This window comes from Kitasatospora brasiliensis, from assembly GCF_032654805.1.
GTDB lineage: Bacteria > Actinomycetota > Actinomycetes > Streptomycetales > Streptomycetaceae > Kitasatospora > Kitasatospora brasiliensis.
This window is the reverse complement of record NZ_JAUOOW010000010.1, coordinates 314,355-331,801: the sequence shown is the minus strand read 5'-3', so window position 1 is coordinate 331,801 and position 17,447 is coordinate 314,355. Positions and strand designations below refer to the sequence as shown.

At 70.8% G+C, this 17,447-nt stretch carries 11 protein-coding genes; 2 read left to right on the top strand and 9 right to left on the bottom strand.

The annotated features are described in order from the left end of the window. Nucleotides 1-232: 232 nt before the first annotated feature. The 9 genes from QWJ13_RS33040 to eccD all read right to left on the bottom strand — a co-directional run bounded on the left by QWJ13_RS33040 (nt 233) and on the right by eccD (nt 11,267). Nucleotides 233-1,918: a ribonuclease J gene (locus tag QWJ13_RS33040; protein ID WP_316529249.1), complete on the bottom strand. Its 1,686-nt coding sequence runs from the start codon at nt 1,916-1,918 to the stop codon at nt 233-235. Nucleotides 1,919-2,089: 171 nt separating this feature from the next. Further along, the gene (gene dapA, locus QWJ13_RS33035; RefSeq protein WP_316529247.1) at nt 2,090-2,989 is read right to left on the bottom strand and encodes a 4-hydroxy-tetrahydrodipicolinate synthase; all 900 of its coding nucleotides are present in this window, start codon (nt 2,987-2,989) and stop codon (nt 2,090-2,092) included. 215 nt (nt 2,990-3,204) lie between these two features. Further along, on the bottom strand, nt 3,205-3,936 hold the full coding sequence (gene thyX / locus QWJ13_RS33030) for an FAD-dependent thymidylate synthase (protein WP_316529245.1): 732 nt from the start codon (nt 3,934-3,936) through the stop codon (nt 3,205-3,207). After that, nucleotides 3,933-4,391, bottom strand: coding sequence for a tetratricopeptide repeat protein (locus tag QWJ13_RS33025; protein ID WP_316529242.1), 459 nt, complete (start codon nt 4,389-4,391; stop codon nt 3,933-3,935). The genes thyX and QWJ13_RS33025 overlap by 4 nt, the downstream gene beginning before the upstream one ends. A gap of 25 nt (nt 4,392-4,416) precedes the next feature. Further along, nucleotides 4,417-5,163, bottom strand: coding sequence for a 4-hydroxy-tetrahydrodipicolinate reductase (gene dapB / locus QWJ13_RS33020; protein ID WP_316529239.1), 747 nt, complete (start codon nt 5,161-5,163; stop codon nt 4,417-4,419). Between the two features lie 13 nt (nt 5,164-5,176). Continuing rightward, nucleotides 5,177-6,529 (bottom strand): M16 family metallopeptidase, encoded by a 1,353-nt coding sequence (locus QWJ13_RS33015; protein WP_316529237.1) that lies wholly within the window; start codon nt 6,527-6,529, stop codon nt 5,177-5,179. Nucleotides 6,530-6,649: 120 nt separating this feature from the next. Beyond that, nucleotides 6,650-8,857, bottom strand: a complete 2,208-nt coding sequence (locus QWJ13_RS33010) for a polyribonucleotide nucleotidyltransferase (protein ID WP_316529236.1) — start codon at nt 8,855-8,857, stop codon at nt 6,650-6,652. A gap of 454 nt (nt 8,858-9,311) precedes the next feature. Beyond that, the gene (rpsO, locus tag QWJ13_RS33005; protein ID WP_045702420.1) at nt 9,312-9,602 is read right to left on the bottom strand and encodes a 30S ribosomal protein S15; all 291 of its coding nucleotides are present in this window, start codon (nt 9,600-9,602) and stop codon (nt 9,312-9,314) included. Between the two features lie 204 nt (nt 9,603-9,806). Then, a complete protein-coding gene (gene eccD / locus QWJ13_RS33000) occupies nt 9,807-11,267 on the bottom strand; it encodes a type VII secretion integral membrane protein EccD (protein WP_316529232.1) in 1,461 nt (486 codons plus the stop codon). A 326-nt stretch (nt 11,268-11,593) separates the two neighbouring features. Between eccD and eccCa the strand changes: the two genes are divergently transcribed. Both eccCa and QWJ13_RS32990 read left to right on the top strand, forming a co-directional pair. After that, nucleotides 11,594-15,538 carry a type VII secretion protein EccCa gene (eccCa, locus tag QWJ13_RS32995; RefSeq protein WP_316529230.1) on the top strand — a complete coding sequence of 1,315 codons (3,945 nt, stop codon included), beginning with the start codon at nt 11,594-11,596 and terminating at the stop codon, nt 15,536-15,538. A gap of 468 nt (nt 15,539-16,006) precedes the next feature. Further along, on the top strand, nt 16,007-17,410 hold the full coding sequence (locus tag QWJ13_RS32990; RefSeq protein WP_316529228.1) for an APC family permease: 1,404 nt from the start codon (nt 16,007-16,009) through the stop codon (nt 17,408-17,410). Nucleotides 17,411-17,447 lie beyond the last annotated feature (37 nt).

Genomic DNA, 17,447 nt, shown 5'->3' with positions numbered 1-17,447 from the left:
TCAAGCTTATCAGATGTTTTCCGCTCCGTTTTCCGGAGTTTCTTTCATTCGATCCGCTTTTGCCTTTCGGCGCTCCCGAACTCTAGCAGAGTTTCTCGGTCCGTTTTCCCCGGTCGTTCTCGAATTCGAATTCGAGCCCGTTTCCGAGGGGCCGTCCCGTGGGGCAACCCGGAGAACATTACGCACCGGGTCGCCCCACGTCAAACCGACGTCAGTCGACGTTGAGCGAGCGTCAGACCTCGACCACGACGGGCAGGATCATCGGCCGGCGGCGGTAGTTGTCCGCGACCCACTTGCCGATGGTCCGGCGAACCAGCTGCTGCACCTGACGGGGGTCCAGCACGCCGTCGCTCGCCGAGCGGTCCAGGGCCTCCTGGAGCTTGGCGACGACCGGGCCGAACGCGTTGTCGTCGATGCCGGAGCCGCGGGCCTGGATGGTCGGGCCACCGATGATCTTGCCGTTGGTCGAGTCGACCGCGACGAAGACCGAGATGAAGCCCTCCTCGCCGAGGATCCTGCGGTCCTTGAGCGAGGCCTCGCTGATGTCGCCGACCGAGGAGCCGTCCACGTAGACGTAGCCGGCCTGGACCTTGCCGACGATCCGGGCGACGCCGCCCTCCAGGTCGACGCAGACGCCGTCCTCGGCGATGACCACGCGGTTGCGCGGCACCCCGGTGGCGATGCCCAGCTCGGCGGCCGCGCGCAGGTGGCGCCACTCGCCGTGGACCGGCATCAGGTTGCGCGGCTTGCAGATGTTGAAGAAGTAGAGCAGCTCGCCGGCCGAGGCGTGGCCTGAGACGTGCACCTTGGCGTTGCCCTTGTGCACGACCTTGGCGCCCCAGCGGGTCAGGCCGTTGATCACCCGGTAGACGGCGTTCTCGTTGCCCGGGATGAGCGAGGAGGCCAGGACGACGGTGTCGCCCTCGACGATGCGGATCTGGTGGTCGCGGTTGGCCATCCGGGACAGCGCCGCCATCGGCTCGCCCTGCGAACCGGTGCAGATCAGCACGACCTCCTTGTCCGGCAGGTCGTCCAGCTGCTTGACGTCCACGATCATGTTGCCGGGGACCTTCAGGTAGCCGAGGTCGCGAGCGATGCCCATGTTGCGGACCATCGAGCGCCCGACGAAGGCGACCTTGCGCTTGTACTCGTGGGCGGCGTCCAGCACCTGCTGGATGCGGTGCACGTGGCTCGCGAAGGAGGCCACGATGATCCGCTTGTCGGCGTTCGCGAAGACGTTGCGCAGCGCCGCCGAGATGTCCCGCTCGTGCGGGATGAAGCCGGGGACCTCGGCGTTGGTGGAGTCCACCAGCAGCAGGTCCATGCCCTCCTCCGCCAGCTTGGCGAAGGTCGGCAGGTCGGTCAGGCGACCGTCCAGCGGCAGCTGGTCCATCTTGAAGTCACCGGTGGCCACGACCATGCCGGCGGGGGTGCGGACGGCCACGGCGAGGGCGTCCGGGATGGAGTGGTTGACCGCGATGAACTCGCAGTCGAAGGGGCCGATGCGCTCGCGCTCGCCCTCCTTGACCTCCAGCACGTACGGCCGGATGCGGTGCTCGGCGAGCTTGGCCTCGATCAGCGCCAGGGTCAGCTTGGAGCCGATCAGCGGGATGTCCGGGTTCTCCCGCAGGAGGAAGGGGACGGCGCCGATGTGGTCCTCGTGCCCGTGGGTGAGGATGATGCCGTCGACCTTGTCGAGGCGGTCCCGGATGTAAGTGAAGTCCGGGAGGATCAGGTCCACGCCGGGCTGCTCGTCCTCGGGGAAGAGGACACCGCAGTCGATGATCAGGATGCGGTCCCCGTACTCCAGGACCGTCATGTTGCGGCCGATCTCACCGAGGCCGCCGAGCGGGGTGATCCGGAGGGCGCCCTCCTTCAGGGCCGGGGGTGCGCCGAGCTCGGGGTGCGGGTGGCTCAAAAGACTCTCCTCACGACGCACGCCATATGTCCGGGGTCCTCCCCCTGGAGACATATGGCGTGCGTACTCAGTGTCGTTTTCCTACTGGGTCTGTGCACTCGCGCCTGCGGTCCGGTCCAGCGGCGGACCCGGGAGGGCCCGGCGAGCCGGGGGCGCGCACGTCCTTGTCTGCTACAGGTGTACCCCGCCGGCGGCGAGATCCTGCCTCAATCGCTCGACCTCCTCGGCCGTCGCGCCGACCAGCGGCAGTCGCAGCGGTCCGGCCGGCAGGCCCTGGAGCTCCAGGGCGGCCTTGGTGAGGATCACGCCCTGGGTGCGGAACATACCGCTGAACACCGGCAGCAGGCGCTGGTGGATGCTGGTGGCCTTGACCACATCGCCCGCCACGAAGGCCTCGACCATCGCGCGCAGGTCCCCGGCCACCACGTGCCCGACGACGCTCACCACGCCGACGGCTCCGACGGACAGCAGCGGCAGGTTGAGGATGTCGTCGCCGGAGTACCAGGCGAGGTCGGCGCGGGCGATCGCCCACGCCGCGGCGCCGAGGTCGCCCTTGGCGTCCTTGTTGGCGACGATCCGCGGGTGCGCGCCGAGGCGGACCAGCGTCTCGTGGCTCAGCGCGACCCCGCTGCGGCCCGGGATGTCGTACAGCATGACCGGCAGCCCGGTCGCGTCGGCGATGGCGACGTTGTGCCGGTACAGGCCCTCCTGCGGGGGCTTGCTGTAGTACGGCGTGACGACCAGCAGGCCGTGCGCTCCGGCGGTCTCCGCCTGCCGGGCCAGCTCGACGCTGTGGTGGGTGTCGTTGGTGCCGACGCCCGCCACCACGTGGGCGCGGTCCCCGACCGCCTCGACCACGGCGCGGACCAGCTGGGCCTTCTCGGCGTCGCTGGTGGTCGGGGACTCCCCGGTGGTGCCGTTGACGACGAGCCCGTCGTTGCCGGAGTCCACGAGGTGCGTGGCGAGGCGCTGGGCGCCGTCGAGGTCGAGCGCGCCGTCGGCGGTGAACGGGGTGACCATCGCGGTCAGGACCCGGCCGAACGGCGTCTGGGGGGTGGAGGTCGGAGCCATGCGTCCAAAGCTACTCGTAGGGGGTGGGGCGTCCCCCATGCCGGTCCGGTGTTCGGACAGGTGAACCGTGTCGGTGGCGCTGACGTGGGATCCCGGTGCTGCCCGCTCGGGGGTTCAGGCAGCACCGGAATCCGTGTTCACGAATGTAGGGAGCGGCTAGAAAAGCCGCAATCCAGACATGCCAGACACTCTGCCCGGATGCCAGTCGCCCCAGGTCAGGGGGCGACTCGGCCGTGCTTCTCGAAGGCCGCATGGGTGAGCGGCATGAGCCGGGCCCACTGCTCCTCCATCTGCTCGGCGACCATCTCGATCTCGCGCTGCGGGAAGGACGGCACCGCCGAGTTGTCCCGCTTGGTGCGCAGCGACAGGAAGTGCATCAGCGAACGCGCGTTGCAGGTCGCGTACATCGAGGAGAACAGGCCCACCGGCAGCACCGCGCGAGCCACCTCGCGGGCCACACCGGCGGCCAGCATCTCCTGGTAGCGGGTGTAGGACTCGCGGTACGCGGCCTCCATCGCCTCGACGGTGGTCTTGTGCTGCTCGGGGGTGCCCTCGTGGAACTCGTACTTGCCCGGGCGGCCCTGCTGGACCAGCTTGCGCTCCTCGCCCGGCACGTAGAAGACCGGCTGGAGCTCGCGGTAGCGGCCGGACTCCTCGTTGTACGACCAGCCGCTGCGGTGCCGGTGGAACTCCCGGAACACGAAGATCGGCGCGCTGATGAAGAAGGTCATCGAGTTGTGCTCGAACGGCGTGCCGTGCCGGTCGCGCATCAGGAAGTTGATCAGGCCCTTGGACTTCTCCGGGTCCTGCTGGACGGCCTCCAGGGACTGTTCGCCCGCGGTAGAGACCCGGGCCGCCCAGACGACGTCCGAGTCGGCGGCGGCGCTGCGGACCAGCTCCACCGTCACGTCGCTGCGGAAGCTGGGGGCCGTCGGTTCGTCGCTCACGCGTTACTCCTTGCGGGTTCGGTGCTGTGCAGCTTGATGGCGTGCTGCATGGTCTTGCGGGCGCGCGGGGTGTCGCCGGCGTCGGCGTAGGCCACGGCCAGGCGGAACCAGACCCGCCAGTCGCCCGGCGCGGCCTGTGCCTCGGACTGGCGGCGGGCGAACACCGCGTCGGCCGAGGCCCGGTCGATCCGTCCGCCCTTGCTGCGCTTCAGCTCGTCCACCGGCAGGCCGCCCTCGGCCTCCAGCTCACGGGCCAGCTGCTCGCTGGCCTTGCCGAAGCGGACGGTCTGGCGCAGGAACCAGACGCCGATCACCGGGATCACGAAGGCGCAGATCCCGATGCCGATGCCGAGCGGCTTGCCGGTGGCGATCAGCTGGACGCCCTCGCCCACGCAGACCAGGGCGACCAGCAGCAGCACGCCGGACAGGACGAAGAAACCGGTACGCGAGGTCATGACGCACTCCTGGAAATCAACACAATCACAGGTCCAGGAAGTGTTCGAGGCCGAAGGTCAGCCCCGGGGTCTCGACGACCTTGCGCGCGCCCAGCAGGATGCCCGGCATGAAGCTGCTGTGGTGCAGCGAGTCGTGCCGGATGGTGAGCGTCTCGCCGGTGTCGCCGAACATGACCTGCTGGTGGGCGAGCAGGCCGCGCAGCCGCACCGCGTGCACCGGCACCCCGTCCACGTCGGCGCCGCGCGCGCCGGGCAGGCTGTGGGTGGTCGGGTCCTGCTGCGGCGGCCGGCCGGCCTCGGCCCGGGCGGCCGCGATCAGCTGGGCGGTGCGGGTGGCGGTGCCGCTGGGGGCGTCGGCCTTGCGGTCGTGGTGCAGCTCGACCACCTCGACCGACTCGAAGTACCGGGCGGCGACCTGGGAGAACTTCATGCCGAGGATGGCGCCGATGGAGAAGTTCGGCGCGATCAGCAGGCCGAGCTCCGGGGCGTCCGCCAGCCAGCCGCGGACGGTGGCGAGCCGCTCGTCCGTCCAGCCGGTGGTGCCGGTGACCACGTGGATGCCGTGGTGCAGGCAGTAGTCCAGGTTGCCCATCACCGAGTCCGGGTGGGTCAGCTCGACGGCGACCTGGGCGCCGGCCTCGGTCAGCTCCTCCGGCTTCGAGTCACGGCCGAGGGCGGCCACCAGCTCCAGGTCCGGCGCGGCCTCGACGGCCTTGACCGCCTCGGAGCCGATCCGTCCCTTGGCGCCGATCACGGCGACACGCAGCGTCATAGCGAATGTCCTCTCACACCAGCAGATCGGCGAGCTTGGCGGCCCGCTTGTCGGTGACCGGGCCGATCAGGGCGAGCGACGGCCGGTACGCGCCCAGCACATCACGCGCGACCGCGTGGACGTCCTCCAGGGTCACCGCCGCGATCCGCTCCAGCATCTCGTCCACCGACAGGTGGTGCCCGTAGCTGAGCTCGGCCTTGCCGATCCGGTTCATCAGCGAGCCGGTGTCCTCCATGCCGAGCACCGTGGAGCCGGAGATCTGGCCGATCGCGCGCTGGAGCTCCTCCTCGGTGATGCCCTCCTCGACCACCTTGGCCAGCTCGGTGCGGCAGATCCGCAGCACCTCTTCGACCCGCTTGGGCTGGCAGCCGGCGTAGATGCCGAACAGGCCGCTGTCCGCGTAGGACGAGGAGTACGAGTAGACCGAGTACGCCAGACCGCGCTTCTCGCGGACCTCCTGGAACAGCCGGGAGCTCATCCCGCCGCCGAGCGCCGCGTTGAGCACGCCCATCGCCCAGCGCCGCTCGTCGTGCCGCGGCACCCCGGGGACGCCCAGCACCAGGTGGGCCTGCTCGGTGGAGCGGTTGAGCACCTCGACCTTGCCGGCCGTGCGCAGCGCCTTGACGCCGCGGCGGGCCTCGGCGGGGGCCGCGGTGGAGGCCGCCAGCACCGGCGCGAAGGCCTGCTCGACCTGCTTGACCACCTTGCGGTGGTCAAGGTTGCCGGCCGCGGCGACGACCAGCTGCTCGGGCCGGTAGCGGCGGCGGTAGAAGCCGGCGATCTGGTCCCGGGTGAGCGTGCGGATGGTCTCCTGGGTGCCGAGGATCGGGCGGCCGAGCGGGCCGCTGCCGTAGATCACCTTGGCGAACAGGTCGTGCACCACGTCGCCCGGGTCGTCCTCGGCCATCGCCATCTCCTCAAGGATGACGCCGCGCTCGGCCTCCACGTCCTCGGTGCGGATCAGCGAGTTGGTGAGCATGTCGCAGACCACGTCGATGGCCAGCGGCAGGTCGGTGTCCAGGACCCGGGCGTAGTAGCAGGTGTTCTCCTTCGCGGTGAAGGCGTTCATCTCGCCGCCGACCGCGTCCAGGGTCGCCGAGATGTCCAGCGCGCTGCGCCGCTCGGTGCCCTTGAAGAGCAGGTGCTCCAGGTAGTGGGTGGCGCCGTTGAGCTGCGGGGTCTCGTCCCGCGAGCCGACGCCGACCCAGATGCCGAAGGTCGCGGAGCGCACCGTCGGCAGGGTCTCGGTGACGACCCGCAGGCCGCCGGGGAGAACGGTGCGGCGCACCGTGCCGGCGCCGTCGACGCCCTTGAGCAGGGTCCGGGTGGTGCCGGGACGCTGCGTTACCGCCGGGGCCTGCGCCACGGGGGGTACCTCCAGAGGAAACGCACGTGCGAATGAGCACGTACGGATGAACGCGTGGACAACGGGGTGCGGCCCGCACGCCGGGAGGCGTACGGGCCGCGGGGGTCAGCTAGCGGCGCTTCACTCGGAAGCGGCCTCGCCGCCCTCCTCGCCCTCGATGACCGGGATCAGGGAGAGCTTGCCGCGCGGGTCGATCTCGGCGATCTCGACCTGGACCTTGGCGCCGACGCCGAGGACGTCCTCGACGTTCTCGACGCGCTTGCCGCCCGCCAGCTTGCGGATCTGCGAGATGTGCAGCAGGCCGTCCTTGCCCGGCATCAGCGACACGAACGCGCCGAACGTCGTGGTCTTGACCACGGTGCCCAGGTAGCGCTCGCCGACCTCCGGCATGGTCGGGTTGGCGATCTGGTTGATCGTGGTGCGGGCGGCCTCGGCGGCCGGGCCGTCGGCGGCACCGATGTAGATGGTGCCGTCGTCCTCGATCGTGATCTCGGCGCCGGTGTCCTCCTGGATCTGGTTGATCATCTTGCCCTTGGGGCCGATGACCTCACCGATCTTGTCCACCGGGATCTTGATGGTGATGATCCGCGGCGCGTTCGGGGACATCTCGTCGGGCGAGTCGATGGCCTCGTTCATCACGTCGAGGATGTGCAGGCGGGCGTCCTTGGCCTGCTTCAGCGCGGCGGCCAGCACCGACGCCGGGATGCCGTTCAGCTTGGTGTCCAGCTGGAGGGCGGTGATGAAGTTGCGGGTACCGGCGACCTTGAAGTCCATGTCGCCGTACGCGTCCTCGGCGCCGAGGATGTCGGTCAGCGTGACGTAGTGGGTCTCGCCGTCGATCTCCTGGGAGATCAGGCCCATCGCGATGCCGGCGACGGCGGCCTTCAGCGGCACACCGGCGTTCAGCAGCGACATGGTCGAGGCGCAGACCGAGCCCATCGAGGTGGAGCCGTTGGAGCCGAGCGCCTCGGAGACCTGGCGGATGGCGTACGGGAAGTCCTCACGGGAGGGCAGCACCGGCAGGATGGCCCGCTCGGCCAGCGCGCCGTGGCCGATCTCGCGGCGCTTGGGCGAGCCCACGCGGCCGGTCTCACCGACGGAGTACGGCGGGAAGTTGTAGTTGTGCATGTAGCGGCGACGCGTCTCCGGGGAGAGCGTGTCCAGCTGCTGCTCCATGCGCAGCATGTTCAGCGTGGTGACGCCCAGGATCTGGGTCTCGCCGCGCTCGAACAGGGCCGAGCCGTGCACCCGCGGGATGGCCTCGACCTCGGCGGCCAGGGTGCGGATGTCGGTGACGCCGCGGCCGTCGATGCGGACCTTGTCCGTGATGACGCGCTCGCGGACGATCTTCTTGGTCAGCGCGTTGTAGGCGGCGCTGATCTCCTTCTCGCGGCCCTCGAACTCGGGGAGCAGCTTCTCGGCGGCCAGCGCCTTGACGCGGTCCAGCTCGTTGTTGCGCTCCTGCTTGCCCGCGATGGTCAGGGCCTGGGCGAGCTCGTCCTTGACGGCGGTGGTCAGCGCGGCGAGGACGTCGTCCTGGTAGTCCAGGAAGACCGGGAACTCACCGGTCGGCTTGGCGGCCTGGGCGGCCAGCTTCGCCTGCGCGGCGCACAGGACCTTGATGAACGGCTTCGCGGCCTCCAGGCCGGAGGCGACGATCTCCTCGGTCGGCGCGTCGGCGCCGCCCTCGACCAGCTTGATGGTCTTGTCGGTGGCCTCGGCCTCGACCATCATGATCGCGACGTCGCCGTCCGGCAGGACGCGACCGGCGACGACCATGTCGAAGACGGCCGACTCCAGCTCGCTGTGGGTCGGGAAGGCGACCCACTGGCCGTTGATCAGCGCGACGCGGACGCCACCGATCGGGCCGGAGAACGGCAGGCCCGCCAGCTGGGTGGACGCGGAGGCGGCGTTGATGGCGACCACGTCGTACAGGTGGTCGGGGTTGAGCGCCATCACGGTGACGACGACCTGGACCTCGTTGCGCAGGCCCTTGACGAAGGACGGGCGCAGCGGGCGGTCGATCAGGCGGCAGGTGAGGATCGCGTCCTCGGAGGGCCGGCCCTCGCGACGGAAGAACGAGCCGGGGATGCGGCCGGCGGCGTACATCCGCTCCTCGACGTCCACGGTCAGCGGGAAGAAGTCGAAGTGCTCCTTCGGCTGCTTGGACGCGCTGGTGGCCGACAGCACCATGGTGTCGTCGTCCAGGTACGCCACGGCGGAACCGGCGGCCTGACGGGCCAGGCGGCCGGTCTCGAAGCGGATGGTACGGGTGCCGAAGGAACCGTTGTCGATCACGGCCTCGGCGTAGAACACGTTCTCTTCCACCTGGAAGATCTCCTCTTTCGTACGTTCTCCGGGAGAGCGCCCCCGCGCACTGGCTGCGGGTGGCCCCCGGGCCCTCGTCAAGGAGGGCGGCAGTCGGGCCGGTCTTCGATCGAAGCCTCCGGAGGGCCCCGCTCGGTCTGCGGGGGCTCCGACGGCCACTACCGAGGACCGGCGCCTCACGGCTGCCGGGCCGGGAAGGGCGGTCCGCGTCTGGACGCTCTCTCGGATGCGGGCGGCTTCCGTTTGAAGCCTTCGTCCCGCGGGGGTTGGGGCCTGCTGCCCGGGTGGCGCGCTGGTGCGCCATCACCCGGCATGCCCACAACCCTACGGTGCAATCCTCGGCCACCTGGGGAGGTGCGCGCGAGTTGTTATGTCCGGGCGCCGCGGTTCAACCGCCGCGGCATACGCGCGAGGGGCGGCTCCCCGGTGTGGGGAGCCGCCCCGAGCGGCGTTCTCAGCGGGCGCCGCCGGCGGCACCGCGGCGGATGCCCAGGCGGTCGACGAGCGTACGGAAGCGCTCGATGTCCTTCTTGGCCAGGTACTGGAGCAGACGGCGACGCTGGCCGACCAGGATCAGCAGGCCACGACGCGAGTGGTGGTCGTGCTTGTGCATCTTGAGGTGCTCGGTCAGGTCCGAGATGCGACGGGAGAGCATGGCCACCTGGACCTCGGGGGAGCCGGTGTCGCCCTCCTTCTGGCCGAACTCGGCGATGATCTGCTTCTTGACGTCAGAGGCGAGAGCCACTGCAACTCCTTCGGGGTCTACCGAGCGGTCCTGGTCGACAGCACAGGACTCATCGAGAACTCGGTGTCGTGAGCACGGCCGGCGCGCTGCGGCCCACGGGTGGGCTGCGGACACACGGCTGCGCTCGGTGGCCAAGCGTACCAGTGCCGCCCATCCCACCGTCCGGGCGGGTGGACGGCACCGGGAGGCGGCACCCGGAGCGGCTCAGCCGGTGGCGCCGCGGACCAGCCGGTAGATGTCCAGGACGGCGAGCGCCAGCGGGACCAGCGAGATCAGGGTGAGGCTGTCCACCAGGTCCAGGATGCGCCCCCAGAACGGGGAGACCCCGAGCCGGGGCACCACCAGGGCGATCGCGGTGAGCAGCGCGGCACCGAAGGCGATCGAGGCGGTCAGCCAGATGGTGCGCAGGTCGAGCTCGGTGGTGGAGCCGGCCACCCGCAGGAAGAACTGCGGGGTGTGCAGGGAGAGCCCGACGATCAGCAGGCTCAGGCCGATCAGGCCGGCCACGGTGAGGCTGAGCACCTGCGCGGTGTAGCGGAACAGCCGGGCGCGCAGCATGGCGGCCAGGCCCAGGGCGAGCGCGAGCAGCTCCGGGAAGGTCTCGTCGGTGAAGCCGAGGACGGCGCAGGCGCCGACCACGACCGCGGCGCAGCCGCCGACCAGGCCGACCAGCACCTCGTGGCCGCGGCGGGCCTGGTGCGCGATCTTCTCGTACTGGACGGCCTCGGCGCGCTCGGCCTCCTCGTCGTAGTCGCGGCTGCGGGTGCGGGTCTGGCCGGGGGCGCTGAAGCCGACCGGCAGCCGGGCGAAGCGGGCGGAGAGGCTGGGCAGGAAGCCGATCACGGCGACGGCGGCGACGCCGGTGACGGCGGCGATGTGCCCGGCCGGGGTCTCCGGCAGCAGGACGGCCGCGAAGGTGGCGAGCGCGCCGGCGGTGGAGACCAGGGCGGCGGCGACGAACACCGCGTCCCGCTCCGGCAGCAGGCCGGTCAGCAGCACGGAGACCACCAGGGCGGCGACGCAGCCGGTCAGGAACTGGAGGCGGCCGGGGCCGTCCCCCTGGTGGGCGACGGCGATGATGCCGCTGCCGCCGATCATGGCGTGCGGCAGCGCGCCGAGGCCGAGCGCGACGGCCGCGTGGGCGTCCTGGTAGACCCGGGCGCGGACCCCGGCGAGAGCGGTGAGCACGACGGCGGTGACGCCGGCCAGGATGCCGGGCAGGCCGTGCATGTCGTGGCGCAGGTCGGAGAACCAGAGTGCGAAGCCGAGCAGGGTGAGCAGCACCCCGGCGCCGATCAGGCCGAAGCCGCGCATCAGCTCGGCGGTCCAGAACCGGCGGTCGGCCTCGACGGCGCTGGCGATCGCGTCGGCGACGTCGTCGTAGACGGCCGGCGGGAGCGACTCGGCGAAGGGGCGCAGCGCCAGCAGGTCACCGTCCCGGACCTGCTGGGCGGCCAGCGGCAGCCCGCTGTCGAGCACCGTGCCGTCCCGGCGGACCAGGTGGAAGCCGGTGGGGGTGCCGTCAGGCTGGCTCTGGTTGGCCAGGCGCAGCACCTCCGGGTAGACGTCCGCGAGCGGGACGTCCTCGGGCAGGGCGACGTCGATCCGGCGGTCCGGGGCGACGACGGTCACCCGGCAGTAGCCGGTCGCGGCAGCGTTGGTCACGCTCCCACCTCGATCCTTCGACGCACGTGGCGCTCCCCCTTGTTGACGGTGCCGAGGCCCGGCGGCGCTCGGTGTGGCTTGGAACCGGCCCGACCGGGCCGCGAATTGGCGCGGCGTTACCCTACCCGTTCGGTTCGTGCCCGGTGCCGGTGAGTGCCGGGCCCTGGCGGGCGGTGCGAGGGCGACCGTTAGGATCGGCGCCTGCGCAAGGTACGGGGGCTGCGCTGGGTGGGGCGTCCTCAGCCACCGGATTCCCGTACGGACGTACGCAGTCGCGTGAGGGCTGATGCCGAAGTGATCGATCGACGCCGCGGGGTGGATGACACATGGGTGTGATCACGGTCAAGCGACCGGCCAGGGCGTATCCGCCCACCGTGCCGGACGAGCCGGTGGAGCTGGTGAGCCCGCCCGAACTGCCCCGGCAGGGCGGCGAGGACTGGCTGATGAGCCTCCTGCCGATGCTGGGCATGGGCGGCTCGGCGGTGTTCTTCTTCTCGCCGGGCGCGGCGGCCCCGATGAAGATCATGGGCGGCCTGATGGTCGCCTCGACGCTCGGCATGGTGCTGGCGCAGATCGTCCGGGCGCGCAAGGGCGGTTCGACCGCGATGGCGGACGAGCGGCGCGACTACCTGAAGTACCTCCAGCAGACCCGCCGCCAGGTGCGCCGCACGGCGGAGCGCCAGCGCGGCGCGCTGCTGTTCCTGAACCCGGCGCCGGACCAGCTCTGGTCGATCGTCGAGGACGGCCGGCGGCTGTGGGAACGGCGCACCGGGGACGGCGACTTCGCGCAGATCCGGGTGGGCCTGGGGCCGGTGCAGCTGTCGACGCCGCTGGTGGCGCCGCAGACCGCGCCGATGGACGAGCTGGAGCCGCTGTCGGCGGCCGCGATGCACTCCTTCCTCAAGGCCCACGGCACCCTCCAGGACCTGCCGTTGGCGGTCTCGCTGCGGGCGTTCTACCACATCACGGTGTGCGGGGACCCGGACTCGGTGTACGGCAACGTGCGCGCGATGATCGCCCAACTGACCACCCTGCACTCGCCGGACGACCTGATGGTGGCGGTCGCGGCCGCGCCCGGTGCGGCCGAGGAGTGGGAGTGGACCAAGTGGCTCCCGCACAACCAGCACCGCAAGGAGGCCGACGGCGCGGGTTCGCGCCGGCTGTTCGCGACCGACCTGGGCGAGCTGGAGTACCTGCTCCAGGACGAGCTGTCCGGTCGTCAGCGTTTCGTGCGCGAGGTGGCGCCCCCGGCGGACCAGCCGCACCTGGTGGTCGTCATGGACGGCGCCGGGGTGCCGCACGACTCGCTGCTGGCGAGCTCCGAGGGCGTGCAGGGCGTGACGGTCATCGAGGTGGTGCCGGGCGAGGTCGACGAGCCCAGCGGGCACCTGATGGTGACGGTCAGCGCCGAGGAGCTGGTGCTGCGCTCGGCCTCAGGCGCGACGTACTCCGGCAAGCCGGACCTGCTCTCGGTGTGGCAGTCCGAGGCGCTGGCACGGCAGTTGGCGCCGTACCGGATCTCGGCCGGCGGGGACGACGAACCGCTGCTGTCCAACCTCGACTTCACCGACATGATGAGCTCGGGCGATCCGGGCTCCTTCGACGTGTCCCGCAGCTGGCGCCAGCGCCCCCAGCACGAGCGGATGCGGGTGCCGATCGGCATCGGCGCCAACGGCGAGCACGTCTACCTGGACATCAAGGAGGCCGCGCTGGAGGGCATGGGCCCGCACGGCCTGTGCGTCGGCGCGACCGGCTCCGGCAAGTCGGAGCTGCTGCGCACCCTGGTGCTGGCGCTGGCGATGACCCACTCCTCGGAGATCCTGAACTTCGTCCTCGCCGACTTCAAGGGCGGTGCGACCTTCGCCGGCATGGCGGACATGCCGCACACCTCCGCGGTGATCACCAACCTGGAGGGCGAGCTCACCCTGGTCGACCGCATGCGCGACGCGATCGAGGGCGAGCTGCACCGCCGCCAGGAGCTGCTGCGCTCGGCGGGCAACTACGCCAACATCCACGAGTACGAGCGGGCCCGGGCGGCCGGCGCGGCGCTGGACCCGCTGCCCTCGCTGGTCCTGATCATCGACGAGTTCTCCGAACTCCTCTCCGCCAAGCCCGACTTCATCGAGATGTTCATCCAGATCGGCCGGATCGGCCGGTCGCTGGGCGTGCACCTGCTGCTGGCCTCGCAGCGCCTGGAGGAGGGCAAGCTGCGCGGCCTGGACACCTATCTGTCGTACCGGATCGGTCTGCGCACCTTCTCGGCCGCGGAGTCCCGGGCGGCGATCGGCGTGCCGGACGCCTACCACCTGCCGCCGGTGCCGGGTGTCGGCTACCTCAAGTTCGGCGAGGACGTGATGGACCGGTTCAAGGCCGCCTACGTCTCGGGGCCGTACCGGGCTCCGGGGCAGCAGCGGTCGACCGGCGGGCAGCGGGTGAACGCGCGCCCGGTGGAGTTCACCGCGTCCTTCGTGGAGCTGCCGGACCCGGTCGAGGAAGAGGTCGCGCCGCAGGCCCCGGAGCAGGACGACGCGCTGGTGGACACCGTGCTGGACGTGTTCGTCCAGCGGATGACCGGCCAGGGCCCGGCCGCGCACCAGGTGTGGCTGCCGCCGCTGGAGGACGCGCCGAGCATGGACCACCTGCTGCCGCCGCTCCAGGTGGTGCCGGAGCGCGGGCTGACCGCGCCCGGCTACCCGGCGGGGCGGCTGCGGGTGCCGATCGGCATCGTGGACCGGCCGCGCGAGCAGAAGACGGACATCCTGGAGGTCGACTACGCGGGGGCGGCCGGCCACGGCCTGATCGTGGGCGGCCCTCGCTCGGGCAAGTCGACCGTGGTGCGCACCATGGTGGCCTCGTTCGGCCTCACCCACACCCCGCTGGAGGTGCAGTTCTACCTGCTGGACTTCGGTGCGGGCAGCTTCCAGTCGCTGAACGGGCTGCCGCACGTCGGCGGGGTCGCCGGGCGCCTGGACGTGGACCGGGTGCGCCGGATGGTCTCCGAGGTGCACGGGGTGCTGAACCGGCGCGAGGAGCTGTTCCGGGCCACCGGGATCGACACCATCGCCACCTACCGGGCCCGCCGGGCGGCCGGCCAGCTGCCGGACGAGGCCTTCGGCGACGTCTTCCTGGTGATCGACGGCTGGAACACCTTCAAGCAGGAGTTCGAGGCCCTGGAGCCGGTGATCGGCGACATCGCCCAGCGCGGTCTCGGCTACGGTATCCACCTGATCATCACCGCGGCCCGGTACGCCGAGGTCCGCCCGGCGCTGAAGGACCTGCTCCAGAACCGCACCGAGCTGAAGCTCGGTGACGCGATGGAGTCCGAGGTCGACCGCCGGGTGGCGCAGAACGTGCCGGCGCTGGCCGGGCGCGGCATCACCCCGGAGCGGCTGCACTTCCTGTCCGGCCTGCCGCGGCTGGACGGCTCCTCCTCGGTGGACGACCTCCAGGACGGCGTGGCCGGGCTGGTCAGCGCCGTCAACGGGGCGTGGAGCGGCCCGCGCGCCCCGCAGGTGCGGATGCTGCCGGCCGTCCTGGACGGCTACTCGCTGCCGAAGGGCTTCGAGCACCCGGAGCGCGGTGTCGCCTTCGGCGTGGACGAGGCGGAGCTGGCGCCGGTCTTCGTCAACTTCGAGACCGACCCGCTGTTCATCGTCTTCGGCGACTCCGAGTCCGGGAAGTCGGCGCTGCTGCGGATGCTGATCAAGCAGATCACCGAGCGGTACACCCCGGACCAGGCCGGCATCGTGGTCGGCGACTACCGGCGCGCGCTGCTCGGCACCGTGCCGCAGGAGTACCTGGTGGAGTACGCGGCCGCGCAGCCGTCCATGGCGGCCATCGTGGACATGCTGCGCGGGGCCTGCGCACGCCGTCTGCCGGGTCCGGACGTGACTCCCGAGCAGCTGCGCAACCGCAGCTGGTACAGCGGCAAGGACATGTTCGTGATCGTCGACGACTACGAGCTGGTCGCGACGAGCTCGGGCAACCCGCTGGCCCCGCTGGCCGAGTTCCTGCCGTTCGCCAAGGACATCGGCCTGCGGGTGATCGTGGCCCGCAGCGCGGGCGGCGCCGGCCGCTCGCTGTACGAGCCGGTGCTCCAGCGGATGCGCGAGCTCGGCGGCCAGGGCGTGATCCTCTCCGGCAACCGGGACGAGGGCGCGCTGCTGGGGACGGTCAAGCCGCAGGCGCTGCCGCAGGGCCGAGGGGTCTTCGTGTCCCGCCGTGTGACCAGCGGGCAGATGGTCCAGACGGGCTGGCTGCCGGAGGCGTGACCAGCGCTTTTCGTCACCGAGGGTGATCGAAGGGGTCGGACTCGCGGAGTCCGGCCCCTTCGGCGTCCCAGGTGCCGAAACGTTACCTAGATCTTTCCCGGCGGGGGCTGCGGTTCCCGTACCCGTCCCCGGAGCTGCCGGGAATATTCGGGGCGCCTGGCGTGTCGCCGTCCACTTGAAGCACTGCCTTTGAATGGCGGCACGCTCCCCTTTGTTCACCTTCGATTCAATCGAAATGTGGCTGAGGTAACAAGTAGGACAAACCTCGCAATGACCGAACGTGATCATCAGATCGTATGTTTAAGCCGTTCACCGCAACGGATTCCGAAGCAGTTCCGGCGTTGACGCGATCGATACGCCCAAGGTTCCATGGCGGCCTGGGAGCGACTGGAACCGGACACCGAGCAACAGCCAGCGGAGGCGATACCGCTCCCACACCAGGACCGCACAGAGCCGATCGGAAGCCACATGACCGACACGCTTCGCCCGCCACAGAACGTAGCCGCCCCGGCGGCCGAGGCGGCAGCGCCCCAGCAACTCAAGCGCTCGATCGGCGTCGTGGGCGGCACACTGCTCACGCTGTCCTGCGTCACCCCCGCCTCGACGCTCTTCGTGATCGTGCCGGAGCTGTTCTCCAGCATCGGCAGCGCCACCGCGCTGGCCATCGCGATCGGCACCGTGCTCTGCGTCGCGGTCGCGTTCTGCTACTCCGAGCTCGGCACCCTGATCCCCAGCGCCGGCGGCGAGTACGCGATGGTCGGCACCCTGGCCGGGCGGCTGATGGGCTGGCTGGTCTTCGTGCTCTCGCTGATCGTGGTGATGATCGTCCCCTCGGTCATCGCCCTCGGCACCGCCGACTACCTCGCCCCGGTCCTGCACCTGGACAAGGCCATGACCGGCGCCGCCGTGATGCTGGCCGCCACCCTGGCCGGCCTGCTCGACCTGCGCGCCAACGCCTGGATCACCGGCATCTTCCTGGTGCTGGAGGTCATCGCGGCCGGCGTGGTCTCGGTGCTCGGCTTCGCCCACACCAACAGCGACGCCCCGAGCATGCTGCACGGCGTGATCACCGGGGAGAACGGCACCACCACCACGGTGAGCGTGGGCGCCATCGTCGGCGCGCTCGGCATCGCCCTGTTCATCACCCAGGGCTTCTCCACCGCGGTCTACCTGTCCGAGGAGCTGGAGAACCCGCGCCGCAACGTCTCGCGCACCGTGCTGTGGACGCTCGGCATCTCCTCGGCCATCATCCTGGTCCCGGTCGTCGCCATCACCATGGGCGCCCCCGACCTCCAGACCCTGGCCTCCGGCGACATCTCCGGCATGGTCACCGCCTGGAGCAACTCCGCGGTCGGCACCTTCATCAGCCTCTGCGTCGCGCTGGCCATCATCAACGCCGGCATCGTCATGGTCATCCAGAACTCCCGGGTGCTGTTCGCCTCCGCCCGCGACAAGGCCTGGCCGGAGCCGGTCAACAAGGCCTTCGGCACCCTCGGCCGGTTCGGCTCCCCGTGGATCGCCACCCTGGCGGTCGGCCTGCCCGGCGCCGCGCTCTGCTTCGTCAAGGGCGAGCTGCTGAGCAACATCACCGGCGTCGCCGTCACCGGGATGTACCTGCTGGTCGCGATCGCCGCGCTGCTCTCCCGCCGCGCCCACCACAAGCACGCCGCCGCCTGGCGGATGCCGCTGTGGCCGGCCGTGCCGGTCGTCCTGATCGCCGTCCTGCTCTACGTGATCACCAAGCTGGACGCCGAGCCCCTGCTGTGGACCGGTGGCATCACCGCCGCCGCCACCCTCTACTGGCTGTTCTACCTGCGCCCCCGGCAGGACACCCGCTGGGTGATCAGCCTCCCCGAGGACCAGCAGGACTGATCCCACCCCTCCCCCACACGGCGGTGCCCCGGGCTTC

What these genes read in the sequence shown, in the direction of transcription:
- dapB (WP_316529239.1), bottom strand. Translation starts at nt 5,163, where the DNA reads ATGACGCTGCGTGTCGCCGTGATCGGCGCCAAGGGACGGATCGGCTCC.
- dapA (WP_316529247.1), bottom strand. Translation starts at nt 2,989, where the DNA reads ATGGCTCCGACCTCCACCCCCCAGACGCCGTTCGGCCGGGTCCTGACC.
- eccCa (WP_316529230.1), top strand. Translation starts at nt 11,594, where the DNA reads ATGGGTGTGATCACGGTCAAGCGACCGGCCAGGGCGTATCCGCCCACC.
- QWJ13_RS33025 (WP_316529242.1), bottom strand. Translation starts at nt 4,391, where the DNA reads ATGACCTCGCGTACCGGTTTCTTCGTCCTGTCCGGCGTGCTGCTGCTG.
- QWJ13_RS32990 (WP_316529228.1), top strand. Translation starts at nt 16,007, where the DNA reads ATGACCGACACGCTTCGCCCGCCACAGAACGTAGCCGCCCCGGCGGCC.